The 12,431-nt window shown below is 60.3% G+C and carries 11 protein-coding genes and 2 pseudogenes; 5 read left to right on the forward strand and 8 right to left on the reverse strand.

From position 1 onward, the window contains the following. The 3 genes from repA to repC all read left to right on the forward strand — a co-directional run bounded on the left by repA (window position 1) and on the right by repC (window position 3,711). Entirely contained in the window at window positions 1-1,218 is a 1,218-nt protein-coding gene (gene repA, locus AC25BC_RS34410) for a plasmid partitioning protein RepA (RefSeq protein ID WP_003555232.1), read from the forward strand. Then, window positions 1,215-2,204: a plasmid partitioning protein RepB gene (repB, locus tag AC25BC_RS34415; protein WP_003555234.1), complete on the forward strand. Its 990-nt coding sequence runs from the start codon at window positions 1,215-1,217 to the stop codon at window positions 2,202-2,204. Before repA ends, repB begins: the two co-directional genes overlap by 4 nt. Before the next feature lie 199 nt (window positions 2,205-2,403). Then, window positions 2,404-3,711, forward strand: coding sequence for a plasmid replication protein RepC (repC, locus tag AC25BC_RS34420; RefSeq protein WP_128438891.1), 1,308 nt, complete (start codon window positions 2,404-2,406; stop codon window positions 3,709-3,711). 67 nt (window positions 3,712-3,778) lie between these two features. Here repC and AC25BC_RS34425 read toward each other — a convergent pair. The 7 genes and pseudogenes from AC25BC_RS34425 to AC25BC_RS34455 form a co-directional block, all read right to left on the reverse strand. Continuing rightward, a pseudogene (locus tag AC25BC_RS34425) lies at window positions 3,779-4,193 on the reverse strand (transposase); the annotation flags it as partial. Between the two features lie 188 nt (window positions 4,194-4,381). Next, window positions 4,382-4,768 (reverse strand): type II toxin-antitoxin system VapC family toxin, encoded by a 387-nt coding sequence (locus tag AC25BC_RS34430; protein WP_128406754.1) that lies wholly within the window; start codon window positions 4,766-4,768, stop codon window positions 4,382-4,384. Beyond that, entirely contained in the window at window positions 4,765-5,013 is a 249-nt protein-coding gene (locus AC25BC_RS34435; RefSeq protein WP_003555240.1) for a type II toxin-antitoxin system VapB family antitoxin, read from the reverse strand. Before AC25BC_RS34435 ends, AC25BC_RS34430 begins: the two co-directional genes overlap by 4 nt. A 118-nt stretch (window positions 5,014-5,131) precedes the next feature. Then, a pseudogene (locus AC25BC_RS34440) lies at window positions 5,132-6,273 on the reverse strand (site-specific integrase). Beyond that, window positions 6,270-6,599 carry a type II toxin-antitoxin system Phd/YefM family antitoxin gene (locus AC25BC_RS34445; protein ID WP_128438890.1) on the reverse strand — a complete coding sequence of 110 codons (330 nt, stop codon included), beginning with the start codon at window positions 6,597-6,599 and terminating at the stop codon, window positions 6,270-6,272. The pseudogene AC25BC_RS34440 and the gene AC25BC_RS34445 overlap by 4 nt, the downstream one beginning before the upstream one ends. A gap of 11 nt (window positions 6,600-6,610) precedes the next feature. After that, a complete protein-coding gene (locus AC25BC_RS34450) occupies window positions 6,611-6,988 on the reverse strand; it encodes a type II toxin-antitoxin system VapC family toxin (RefSeq protein WP_003555245.1) in 378 nt (125 codons plus the stop codon). After that, window positions 6,985-7,275, reverse strand: a complete 291-nt coding sequence (locus tag AC25BC_RS34455) for a type II toxin-antitoxin system Phd/YefM family antitoxin (protein ID WP_128438889.1) — start codon at window positions 7,273-7,275, stop codon at window positions 6,985-6,987. The genes AC25BC_RS34450 and AC25BC_RS34455 overlap by 4 nt, the downstream gene beginning before the upstream one ends. Before the next feature lie 180 nt (window positions 7,276-7,455). On the opposite strand from AC25BC_RS34455, the gene AC25BC_RS34460 reads away from it, so the two are divergent. Further along, a complete protein-coding gene (locus AC25BC_RS34460) occupies window positions 7,456-8,583 on the forward strand; it encodes an RHE_PE00001 family protein (protein ID WP_164902999.1) in 1,128 nt (375 codons plus the stop codon). A gap of 153 nt (window positions 8,584-8,736) precedes the next feature. Next, entirely contained in the window at window positions 8,737-9,147 is a 411-nt protein-coding gene (locus AC25BC_RS34465) for a hypothetical protein (RefSeq protein WP_128438887.1), read from the forward strand. A gap of 312 nt (window positions 9,148-9,459) precedes the next feature. Here the strand turns inward: AC25BC_RS34465 and AC25BC_RS34470 are convergent, their stop codons facing one another. Then, the gene (locus AC25BC_RS34470) at window positions 9,460-12,297 is read right to left on the reverse strand and encodes a type I restriction enzyme HsdR N-terminal domain-containing protein (RefSeq protein WP_128438886.1); all 2,838 of its coding nucleotides are present in this window, start codon (window positions 12,295-12,297) and stop codon (window positions 9,460-9,462) included. Between the last annotated feature and the right edge of the window lie 134 nt (window positions 12,298-12,431).

Here is a 12,431-nt window from a genome sequence, read left to right on the forward strand (position 1 = left end):
ATGCCGACTAAGGCCGCGATTGTTGAGAAAGCCAAGAGAGCGAGTCGAGTCTCGATCGACGAGACGATCGCGCAGGACTCGACGATGCTCAGCAGCCAATTGCAGGTGCTGTTCGAGCGGTTGTTTTCGCCCGACGCCCGCAAATCGCTACGGCGGTTCAGCAGCACCGAGACTGCCAAACTGCTCGGCGTTACGGACAGCTATGTTCGCCACCTTGCCGCCCAGGTGGAAAGCATCAATCCGGAAAAGACGGCGGCCGGTCGACGGGTCTTCTCGCTTGAGGAAATCCATGCGATGCGCCACCATCTCGGGCGCACCAAACCGTCCTATCTGCCGATGCGCCGGCCGGGTGACCATCTCCAGGTGATCGCCGTCACCAATTTCAAAGGTGGCTCCGGCAAGACGACGACATCCATCCACCTGGCGCAGTTCCTGGCTCTTCGCGGCTACCGCGTGCTCGCCGTCGACCTCGATCCGCAGGCGTCGATGTCGGCGATGCTCGGATATCAACCCGAATTTGACGTCGGCGAAAACGAGACGCTTTATGGTGCCATCAAATATGACGAAACGCGCCGCGACGTAGCCGACATCGTTCGCCAGACCTATTTTCCGGGGCTCGATCTCATTCCCGGCAATCTCGAACTGCACGAGTTCGAACACGATACGCCAAAGGCGCTCGCCGACACCAACCGCGACGACAAGGACATGTTCTTCATGCGGGTCGGCAATGCGCTGCATTCGCTGGAGCAGAGCTACGATGTCGTCATCATCGATTGCCCCCCCACCCTCGGCTTTCTGACGCTCTCTGCTCTTTGTGCCGCTACCTCCGTCCTTATCACCGTCCATCCGCAGATGCTCGACGTTGCGTCGATGAACCAGTTCCTGACGATGACCTCCGACCTTCTGGCCGTGGTCAAGCAGGCAGGCGGCAATCTTGATTACGACTGGATGCGCTATCTGGTCACCCGCTATGAGTCCAATGATGGACCGCAGGCGCAGATCGTTGCCTTCCTGCGCAGCCTGTTTGGCGAGCGTGTGCTGACCTCGATGATGGTCAAGTCGACAGCGGTCTCGGATGCTGGCCTGTCGAAACAGACGATCTACGAGGCCGGACGCGACACGATGCATCGCCAGACCTATGACCGCGGGGTGGAATCCGTCGACAGCGTCAATGCCGAGGTCGAGCAACTCATTCGTAGTGCATGGAGCAGGACATGAGCCCAAAAGGACGCGACATCCTGAAGAGCATGGTCGGCGCTGTCGAACCGACACGGCCGGACGTGCCAAGCGTGCAACAGCCGCATCGGCCTTCGGGAGCGGTCAAGGCGATGAACCTGTCACTTGGACGGCTGGGAGAGGAAGCAGCCGCCGCTAAGGCACTGCGGGAATCGCTGGCTTCCGGCGACAAGGTGCTGGAGATCGATCCGGCTGCGGTCGAAATGTCCTTCATCCGCGACCGCATCCCGGTCGACAAGGATGCCGAGTTCGAGCGATTGAAGCAGTCTATCCAGGAAAGCGGACAGCAGGTTCCGATTCTGGTGCGGCCGGACCCGGCAAGGGCCGGGCACTACCAGGCCGCCTATGGCCACCGGCGCCTGCGGGCGGCAGCAGAGATCGGGGTTCCTGTTAAGGCCGTTGTACGTAAGCTCACCGATGAAGAGCTGATCCTCGCACAGGGTCAGGAGAATGGCCCGCGTGTCGACTTGAGTTTTATAGAGCGGGCACTGTTTGCACGCCGCATGGACGAGCATGGCTTCAGCCGTGACATGATTTCCAAGGCGCTGGCGACAGACAAGCCGGAAACGTCAAGGCTCCTGCAGGTGGCTCAGACGATCGATCCCGAGATCATTCTCGCCATCGGGCCGGCCCCCAAGGTCGGACGCCCGCGCTGGTTGGCGTTTGCCGAGAAATTCAGGGAGACGGGCGGGCAGAAAAAGGCGCAGGCTGCCATCAGAGCTGCTGGTTTCGTGACGTTGGAGACCAACAGCCGCTTCGATGTCATCTGGAAGGCGGTAGAGGAGAAGAGTGCACCTCAGCGGGCCGAGCAGACGCTCCGGACCCAAGGCGGCGCTCCGCTTGCTTTGGTGGCCCGGTCCGGCAAAACCTTTCGCATCACCGTCAAATCGGCGGCGTTTTCGGAATTCCTGGCTCAGCGGTTGGTAGGCCTCGCCGCCGAGTTCGAAGAGGAAAATGAGGGAAAATGAGGCAGTTAGGCCGGTTGTCAGCTGACAATTCGGATAGGAGATAACGCGCAAAAGAAAAAAGCCCCCGAACGTCACCGTCGCGGAAGCTTTCCTCGTAGTCCTGAACACCTCCGAGAATCGCACTTCCGAGAATCGCTGTCAAGAGTTTTTGGCGCCGTTTTGGTGAGCGGATTTCTTTTGCCTCGTTGAGGTGGAAGATATGGAAACCGGAAGTGTAACGACGCCCTTCGGGCGGCGGTCGATGACGCTTGGCATGCTTGCAAGCCAGGTCATGGCTGGGGAGATCAAACCGGATCAGTCTGTCGATAAGTGGAAATTGTTTCGCGCGCTGTGCGAAGCAAAGCCGCTGCTCGGCATTGGCGATCGGGCGCTTGCCGTGCTCAACGCGCTTTTGAGCTTTTATCCGAAGAACGAACTGGCCCAGGGAAACGGTTTGATCGTCTTCCCGTCGAATATCCAGCTTTCGCTCAGAACGCATGGCATGGCCGAACAGACGGTGCGGCGTCATCTCGCCGCGCTCGTCGACGCAGGTCTTCTGCTGCGCAAGGATAGCCCCAACGGCAAGCGTTACGTCCGCAGGGACAGGGCAGGGGAGGTCGACGAGGCGTTCGGCTTCTCGCTGGCGCCGCTGCTTGCCCGTGCCGACGAGATCGAACAGCTCGCGGCCGAGGTTATGGCTGAGCGGCTGCATGTCCAGCGTCTGCGTGAACGCATCACCCTTTGCCGCCGTGACATTGCAAAACTGATCGAAGCGGCCGTTGAAGAAGAGATCCCTGGGGATTGGCAAGGCCTATACCGCGAATTCCGGGACCTGATCGAAGGCCTGCCGCGATCGCCGACGACAGCACAGCTTGAACTGTTGCTGGATGAATTGACGGGCCTGCGGACAAATATCCTTAACCAGCTGGAAATTCAGGTTAAATCAACAAAACAGCGCGGCAATGCCGATTATATCGAGCGTCACATACAGAATTCAAATCCCGAATCTATTTCTGAAGTTGAACCAGGCTTCGAAACGAAGCAGGGCGCGACAGCTGAGCCAGACAACGACCGAGGGACCGTGACGGCCGCGAAGGGAAGGGGTGAGACAGGCCATCCCTTCGCGCAGACGGAGGAAGAGCAAAGTCGACGGCCGGGGGTCCGCAATGATGGTGGCGGACTGAAAGCCTTCCCGCTCGGCCTGGTTCTGCAAGCCTGCCCGGAAATCCTTGCCTATGGGCCAGATGGCTTAATCCGCAACTGGCGCGATCTGATGGCCGCAGCCGTCATCGTTCGATCGATGCTGGGCGTCAGTCCATCGGCCTACGAAGAGGCCGCCAATGTGATGGGTCCGGAAAACGCCGCGACCGTGATGGCATGCATCCTGGAGCGAGGTGGCCACATCAATTCGGCCGGGGGCTATCTGCGTGGCCTGACGCGGCGAAGCGAAAAGGGCGAATTCGCGATCGGCCCAATGCTGATGGCGCTTCTGCGGGCAAATGCGCCGGCCGGGCGGAAAGTTGGATAGGCCTTCGGCTCCGTGCGGGCGGCGCCGATAGATAGCTAAGCTCGGGCAAAACTCTGCAGGCTGCTACGAGATTATCCATCACGACGATGTCGCCGGGTTTGAGCACTGGTACGAGTTGCTGCTCGACATAGGCGCGAAAGCACTCACCCTTGATCGAGTCCATCGAAGACACAGGGTGCGGTGAGCCGATCGCAGCGCAACGCGCCGAGGAAAGTCAGGGTGCGCCAATGTCCGTGCGGGGCGAAGCTGCGCAGGCGTTTGCCCTTCGGCCCCCACCCTCGAAGCGCCGCCATGTTGATCTTGATCCAGGTTTCATCGATAAAGACCAGCCGTCTTGGATCGAGGCCAGACTGCCAGGATCGCCAGCGCTGTCGCCGTTGCGCGACGTCAGCGCGCGCCCGGTCAAGGGCGAACAGTGTTTTTTTGAACCGCAATCCCTCACGCCGCAGGAACTGCCACACCGTATCGTGGGATACCTTCACCCGTGACATCGATCGGGGCAGCGGAAAATCTTCTCGTGCCAAGAAGAGGCCGAAGAGGGTGCCATCCACCAAGCCGGCTGCGCCGGACGCAACAACGGGCGAAAAGCCATCGCGGCAGCGGCAGGGGAGGGGCTCATTCGCAGGCGGTAGGGCCTCAACTCCTGACTGCAGTCTCTCTTCCGCCATGATCACGCCGCCCGGACATCGGTTTGAGCGAAATCGTTGCCCTTGAACAGCAGCGGCTCGCCGGACGCTTTCGCCAGAGCATAGGCAAAGCAGTCGCCAAAGTTGAGACCGGCCTTGTGACGACCTTGTCCGAAATCGAGAAACGCCTGCCTTGCCAATTCGCCATGCTCGAGCGTGACAGGCTCGATGATGATGCCGGCGCGCCGGAAGAAGGCCTCGGCCTGGCGCATGCCGTCGGGGCCGAGCTGACCCTCGACCACCATCGACAACTCGACGTAATTGGCGACGCTGATCCGCGTGAGCTCCGCGTCATGGATGATCTTAACGAAACTCGCCGCCTCGGGCTCACGGTAGAGGATTGCGACCAGGGCCGAGGTATCGATGATCATTTCGGCAGGCCGTTCTCGTCGTAAAGGAACTCGGCATGGTCGACATAGGGGCGTTTGACGTGCGCTGCGGCGCGATCGGCGATCGCCAGGAGCTCCTCGACGCTGGCACGCCCCTTTCGCCGTTCGATCTTCGCGAACCGCTCGCGCAGCGCCTCGGTGACAACGCGGGTCATGCTCTCTCCCGTGGCGTGGGAGATCGCCTGCGCCAAGCGATGGGCTTCCGGATCCTTGATGCTGAGGCTCATTCCGATAATTTCCGTCTAGAAAAATAGCGTTCTTTCTAGATTTCTATGCGCAATCTTCTTCATTTTCAAGCCTGTCGAATAATGTCCGATAAATTACCGGACATTTAGATGGAGCCACCTAGAGCATTTGAGCAGCGCGACCGCTTCGCCGCGTAGCGTTGTTATAGTAGCTGGATGCCTGCTGCACAGAGCGGTGGCGCGATTGCTCCATGGCTTCGGGAAGCGGGATGCCGCGGTTCGCAGCCTCCGTCAGATAGCCCGACCGAAGTCCATGCGCCGAAAACTCCCCAGGCTCCAGCCCAGCCTCTGCCACCCGCCGCTTGACGATATCGTTGACCGCTTTTGGGTCGAGCGCCCGTCGGGATACATTGCCCCAGCGATCGATCGCTCGAAACACGCTGCCGCCGTCGACTTTTGCAGCCGTCAACCAGGCATTCAGCGCGTCCACCGGCCGGCCGGTCAGATAGACGACCTCGTCCTGGCTGGCACCGGAATTCTTGGTGCGGCCAAGATGGATGGTGAGCGAGGGGAGGGGGATGTCGTCCTCACCGGTGACCGGCGCCTCGACCGTCAGTTGCTCCCGGCGCAGACCCGCGACTTCGCTGCGACGACGACCGCCGGAGGCGAAGGCGACCATTAGGATCGCCCGATCGCGAACGTCGCGCAAACTGTCACTCCTGCAGGTCGCGAGCAGCCTGGCCAGCACCTCGCCGGTGACCGCCTTGGCGCTTTTGCGGCGGCGTGGCCGCGGCACGGCGCGCACCGCCAGCCGGATCGCCGACTTCAGGGCAGGGGAGGTGAAGGCGCCGTCGAGGCCGCGCCATTTGGTCAGCGTCGACCATTGGCGAGGCGCCGCCGCACCGTGTCGGGTGCGTGTGGCCCCAGAGACCTCAGGAAGCCGCGAAAGCGCAAGACGTCTTCGACATCGGCCGGCATGCCATGCTCGGGGTCGTTTTCGCGCCGTTGCGGATCCCACAGATGGTGGGCGACAAATTTAAGCAGCAGCGCCTCCGCCGCTGGCCAGGGCAGGGCGCTACCCGTCGCCGCAAGCGACCAGGCTTCGAGATAGGCGAGGTCGGAGGTCAGTGCCCGCAGCGTGTTGTCGCCCATACCGGCATTGACGAGATGCCGCAGCGTCTCGACATCCTGGTCGGTCAAGAGCTCGGCGAGCTTGTCACGGCGGTCGATCGGCAGCACGGCTGCGATGGTGTCCAGGGCCTCGGCGCGGCTGGTGACGGATGCAGAATGCGTGACACTCATCGCGGCGCGCCGTCTGCGTCGTAGAAGTCATCGTGCGCGGACGTCGGATCCACGTCTTTCGGCCTGCCTGTCGCAGCAATAGCCCAGACATCATCGAGCGAAGAAGGTCTTCCGGCCTCGGCGATCCTGCTGGCTGAAGCGGCCGCTACCCCGTCGGCAAGGCTCTTCGTGGGCTGGTCAGATCCGAGAACAGGGCTCGAAGAAAACGCGGTGAGCCTTGCAACAGGTCGTCCGTCCCGGCACACATAGACCTCGTCCTGACGGGCCAATTCGATGAGCTCCTCCAAGCGTTCCGCGGCTTCCTGGACATCAGCGAATATCATCATCACCAACCTCCTTACCATACCCGTTCGTGCAGCACCGCATCGAAGGCGGTGTCGAGCGACACGAAGGCACAATGTTCCAACCGCGTCTGGGCGGCGAGAATGCGGTCCCAGGGATCGCGGTGATCCCAGTCGAAGCTTGCCGCCAGTTCGGCGTGCAGGTCGGTGATGGCAAGTGTCTGTAGGCCACTGTCAGCGACGGCAGCGCGCAGTTCCTGCGGCCTAAGATCGAGCTTTTTCAAACGCATCTTGTTGTCGAGCTCGTAGAAGGACACGGCGCTGACGAGGACGCTGTTGGCCTTGTCCTCGATCAGCGACCGGGCCATCCCGGACAGCCGCTCGCTGCCGATTGTCCACCAGTAGACAGCGTGGCTGTCGAGCAGAATCTTCATGGCTGGGACTGGCGGTCGGATGGACCACCCTGCCAGACGCCGACATCATCGTTCCAGTCGCCGGCGTCGATTGCCACTTGTTCGGCATCGACCTCGTCGAACAGGTCGTCGGGCAGGCCGCGCTGGCGCAGCAAGCCGAAGGGGCGCTTGCCGCCATCGGCTGGGCCGATGCGGGCATAGATCTCACTGCCCCGCATGATAATGATTTCTTCGCCCTGGTTGGCGCGCTCGAGCACCTCGGCGAAATTTTTCCGCGCTTCGCTGATCTTATAGCTGGTCTGGGACATCGTGCGCTCCGATTTTGCCTCTCAAGCTGCACGATAGCACCGTAAACCCGTGCGTACAATCCATCTGTACGTATCACTTCCGATAAGAGCTACTTATCGATGGTTATAGCGTCAACCAGCAATCGTACCATGTGAGGAACCAGAGTATTGATATAGAGTTCCTTTAGCAAATCGTTTACCATGATTTCAATGGCTTACGATCTCGCGAAAATCAGTATGACAACCCTGATGAAGCCGGCTTTCGACGCCGGCATCGCGCTTGCGCGTCTGGACGAACGCATCGCCCGCTCACCGGTCGGGCAGGGATGGATCGAACGGTCCCATTTCGCTGACGCCTGCGCCTCGCTGTGGATCGACGGCGAACTCGTCCATCTCGAAGACCTCGTCCTCCACGACGCCACCCGCGATATCCGCACCCCCACCCACGAACTCACCATCGCTCGCGACGTTTTACGGACCCGCCGGCGCATTGCTGGCCAGTCACCGGATTGGGCGTTATCGACCGAGGGTATCCGAAATTTGCGACAGACGTCGGACATCAATCCGGTCGGCGCTGAGGCGGGGCAGCCAGGCGGCGTCATTCGGCCCGCGGTCGCCATCGATCCGGAAGGGGAGGGGGATGGTGATGACGCAGAGAACCTATCCGGCGTCGACTATGCCGCCATCGATGCGATCCTCGCGCGCTCTGACGCCGCGATCGAACGAGCCAGCAATCCCGGCCGGGCTCCGGCCGATCCGCTGGTCTACGATCTCGACTGGGACGAGGACGCGCGGCTCGACGAATGGCGTGGCGTGTTGCGACAGGCGGAAAATTTGCCGGCGGTGCTGCAGGCGATCGTCGCCCTCGATGCCTGGAACGAGCTGGCCGTCCTGCAGCATGCGCCCTGGCTCGGCCGGCTATTTGCCGCCTCCATCCTGCGCCAGGCCGGCGTCACGTCCGGCGCCCATCTCGCGGCCATCAACCTCGGCCTGAAAACCATTCCTGTCGATCGGCGCCGGCATCGAGACCGCGAGACCCGGCTGCTTGCCATCGCGCAGGGACTGATCGCGGCTGCCGAGATCGGGCTCAAGGAACACGACCGGCTGGCATTGGCTCGTCAGATGATGGAACGAAAATTGTCGGGAAGACGAACGTCTTCAAAGTTGCCGGAGTTGGTCGAACTGATGATGGCGAGGCCATTGGTGTCGGCCAAGATGGTGGCGAAGACGCTCGAGGTGACGCCGCAGGCGGCGCGGCGGATGGTTTTGGAGCTGGGCTTGAGGGAGATGACTGGGAGGGGGAGGTTTCGGGCGTGGGGAACGCTGTGACACCCGCACGCTATCGGTTTGTCGCTTTCCAATTGTGCCCTATGACATTGACCGTACCAAGGAGAGAAAGACCGTGCCGAAGATCTGACAAGGGCTGACCCGTATTTCGGCGGGACCGCGGGCTTTGTCGGAAGCAGCCTCGAATAGCTGTATTTGGATATGGTCGGCTGCGAGATCCCTGAGACCGCGCCCCAGAGCGTGCACCGAGCACACGACGCGGTGCGGCACGCCTACATTTTCGCTTACTTCTCCTACGACCTTTTGACCATGGCGACAGCGCAGACCTTTCCTTGCTTAGAGCTGGCGCTGCGAGAAAGGATAGGCGCGCAGTTCGCTGGGCGTGTCGATAAGCGCGGCAGGCCGAAGCCAGCGATGCTCAATGAGCTTCTGAAGACGGCAAAAGCTCAGGGTCTGATTCAGTCAAAGATCGATTACCTTAGCCACATGCGCAACACGTTCATGCACGGCAGTGATATCGTGTTAAACCCACCCATGTTCCTGACGACGTTTCAGATGGTGACAACAATCATTCGGGAGCTTTTTACTCCTCTCCCGAGAGCTTAATGTGATCAGATTGCAAGCACAGCACTCGATGCTGAGTTTCTTGCACATATCAGAAATGGAAGTGTCGCGTTGCGACATGGCGTCAATCGACGCGCTACACGCTCACGGGGAGGTCCGGCGAAGGGAGGTATTTTCGAAAGAAATCTCGCCAAAAGCGGACTACGACTTCCAAAAGATGCACGGCAGGAAGCCACCGCTGATTGCTAGCCTATTCGCCTCAATCGAAATCAACAAACAGGCACCTCATCACGAGTTCGATGTGACCACTGCCTGATCGGACGGGGCCAAGCAAACTTGTGCGGCCGACAACGTTCAGAGGCCGAAATTCGTTTCGGAGAAGAGCTCATCGAAATCATCTTTCAGCCAGGACATGGCTTTGGCGACGATGATGCTTTCGTCGGGCAGCCCGCCATGGTCTGGCAGATGGCCGTCGAAGTCGGGAAGGACCGAGCTTTCCCAACTTACCCGGCCCGTTCCAGGTCGCTTGAGCTTTTCTAGGAGAGCACTCGTCCTTGCAGCATAGTCATCTATCGCCTGTCGACGGTTAAAGTTGGTTTCCGTGGCGGGAAAGCTGACATCGGCGCCGGCTTGTTCAACCGAGGCAACGGGCCAACGGCGATGTTGAATACCGATATGGCTCCAACCTCCACGCGTGCTTGTTGTTGCCTCGACTTCGAAGCGGAGAGGCAGGACGGCAGCGTTCGGCAAGAATGGCTTCAGATTCAAAAAATTCAGATCGACCACCTCCCCATAGGCGAGCTGGATCCGACGAAAATAAGTGTCGAGCGCCGTCGCGAGCGGTGCCTGATCGTCGCGGACTGTCAGGTCAAGTTTGCCGGCATCGGGCCACCAAGGTTCCAGTGCGCTGACGCCACGATCAAGTGTCTCGCGAATATCGCGCAGGAGATCACTGATCGCGAATGGTTGTGCGTTTGTGAACCCGCCACTTGATACGACCTGATGGCGGTGGTTCATCAGTACGTCATAGGCGAGCTGAAGATTGTTGCCTGACACTCGCAGGTTCAGAGACCGGTGCAGGTGCCGCAGCCGCCCGAACACCAGTTCCTCCGTCCAGACTGGGCCACCTGCCAACATGCGGTCGGCAATAAGCTTGTATAATGCGTCGCGAACATGCCGCATGCCAAGCACGCGGCCACTCTCAGTGCCATAACCGAAATGCTTGAGGGAATGACCGTGGGCACGGCGGAGCATTCGGCCACCGCGATTGCTAATTTCGATCGGAATGACAGCATCGCGCCCATCAAGAAAGCCGTATCCGACATATCCTCCCGCAATCGAGCCGTGGATTGCGAGCTCGCTGACAGGAGCACCAGCGATCTCGGCCATAAGCAATTGCGCGATCGGCGTAAAATGTGTCTCGGTCAGGATGGTCATCGTCTCCTTCATATCCGCAAAGAACTGAAGGGCTTCATCGAACGATGCCGCCTCGTCATCAAACGGTTCACCGGCAGCAAGGCGCAGGCTGCGGATTGCTGCCCGCAGATCCTTTCGCGCGATGGCTCTCCACGCACGGCCCCGAGCATGCGCGCTGCTCGCGGTTGCCACCAGAAGAACGGGAAAGAGCGACGCGGGGTCTGCTGCGGCAATCAAGTCATCATCGCTCGATCCGGAAGCGCGATCAGTTTCCCATACGTGGAGGGCGCGCAGATAGTCCGCCAGCCCCTCGTGTGTGAGTTCGATGGTGCTGCCTCGGACATTAAATGCGTCGTTGTCCGCCAGCCTCTCGAGCGCCGCATGGGCATCGGCCGGAGAGGGTGCAAGAGCAAGCGCTGCATCGATGCCGATCGGGCCGGCGCGTGTCGCATCGGCAAGCCCAGCCAGATAGCGTCGGTCGAGGGCCCGAACGACCTGTGTCTGTGCGGAGAGCAGACGGTCCAACCAGCGTTCGTAAAGGTCGGCAATACTGTTGGTGTAGCGTCCATCCGCGGAATACTGCTCCAGGATCATGTCGGCGATCTGCGGCACTTCGGCCATGCGCGTGATGTGATCGGGCGCCTGCTGGAATGCATGGCCAATCCCTGGCAACGAGATGCCGCGAAGCTTCGTTAAAGCGTTGAGCTGCACCGGCCCATAGCCATGGAGTTTCAGCAGAGGCATTTCGGCTGGGTTTGCTGGTGCAAACCGCGAGAGTAGGAACAGCTGGGTTTTCGGGAAGCGTTGGAGGAACACGCGCAACATCGCTTCCACTCTTCGGCGATCATCGAGCGGCACGCGTTCGAAGCCGTCGGCGACGATGATCAACCCGCTCTCGCGCGCATCGCGTTCGAGCGACGCCACGCTGTAGCCCGGCTTTGCGGCTGATACGTGTTCAGCCAGGAAGCCATCGAGACGCTTATTACTCATCGCGAGATCGGGCAGAAAAACGTCAAAAGGCAATTTCGCGGTCCGCTCAGCCCAGCGCTCCTCGACAGCGTTTACTAGGAGCATTGCTCCCAGCCGTGTCTTGCCATAGGCCGAAGGGCCGGTAATGATGGCGCCGCGTGGAAAGTCGCGCAGGAGGTCGCCCGATTGCACGGACCGGTCGCTAGCGGCGTGCAAGAGAGCACGCGCAACAGAAGACGCGGCTATCTCCGTCTTTTCGTCGAAGAGGTTGCGCTCATATTCACCAAGGTCGCGGGCCGCGAGATCAAACCGCTTCGACTGGAGTGCAGAACAGTTTTGTTTGAGTGCTTCAACTGAGAGCAGGTCTTCGACTTCTGCCCGGTGCTGCGTGAGCGATGGAACGTCGCAACTAAAGACGCATGTGCTTTCTACGGTCGGCTGCAACTGCCAGATCTGCAGCTGTCGTCCATTTGTCAGAAGAGCGACCGGTGCAAGAAAGATACGGGCATAGGATTCCGCCTGTTCCCTGGCGTCGTCATCCAATGGCTCGCTTGTTCGCTTGGTTTCAACGACGGCAAGCGACGTTGACGGTCCGAACGGCGCCTCCGCATAAATGACGAAGTCCGCCTCCGGTTTGCGGCCGGGACGCTGATTGTGCCCGATCCTCGTTCTGATCGGAACCTTCGAAGCGACGTTGGCCCGGTCGTGCCCAAGAGCTTCGAGCAAGGGTAGCACGAACCACGTTTCGACATCGGCTTCAAGCGCGTCGGGAAGGTTGTGATCGCTGTTCCAGAAATCTGCAATCATCGGGTAGAGCTACATTCACGAGTGGATTGACATCATTCTACCATCCTGGCCGACGCTATTACACTAGATATCCAGCGCAGAATTGCAACTCTGCGATGTTCGCCGCTAGCTGTTTGTGCCGGTCAATCTGACAA

This window comes from Rhizobium sp. WSM409 (genome assembly GCF_057653825.1).

Bases quoted from the DNA above. Each gene is read 5' to 3' on its own strand.
- repA (WP_003555232.1), top strand. From the start codon at position 1: ATGCCGACTAAGGCCGCGATTGTTGAGAAAGCCAAGAGAGCGAGTCGA.
- repB (WP_003555234.1), top strand. From the start codon at position 1,215: ATGAGCCCAAAAGGACGCGACATCCTGAAGAGCATGGTCGGCGCTGTC.
- repC (WP_128438891.1), top strand. From the start codon at position 2,404: ATGGAAACCGGAAGTGTAACGACGCCCTTCGGGCGGCGGTCGATGACG.
- AC25BC_RS34430 (WP_128406754.1), bottom strand. From the start codon at position 4,768: ATGATCATCGATACCTCGGCCCTGGTCGCAATCCTCTACCGTGAGCCC.
- AC25BC_RS34435 (WP_003555240.1), bottom strand. From the start codon at position 5,013: ATGAGCCTCAGCATCAAGGATCCGGAAGCCCATCGCTTGGCGCAGGCG.
- AC25BC_RS34445 (WP_128438890.1), bottom strand. From the start codon at position 6,599: ATGATGATATTCGCTGATGTCCAGGAAGCCGCGGAACGCTTGGAGGAG.
- AC25BC_RS34450 (WP_003555245.1), bottom strand. From the start codon at position 6,988: ATGAAGATTCTGCTCGACAGCCACGCTGTCTACTGGTGGACAATCGGC.
- AC25BC_RS34455 (WP_128438889.1), bottom strand. From the start codon at position 7,275: ATGTCCCAGACCAGCTATAAGATCAGCGAAGCGCGGAAAAATTTCGCC.
- AC25BC_RS34460 (WP_164902999.1), top strand. From the start codon at position 7,456: ATGATTTCAATGGCTTACGATCTCGCGAAAATCAGTATGACAACCCTG.
- AC25BC_RS34470 (WP_128438886.1), bottom strand. From the start codon at position 12,297: ATGATTGCAGATTTCTGGAACAGCGATCACAACCTTCCCGACGCGCTT.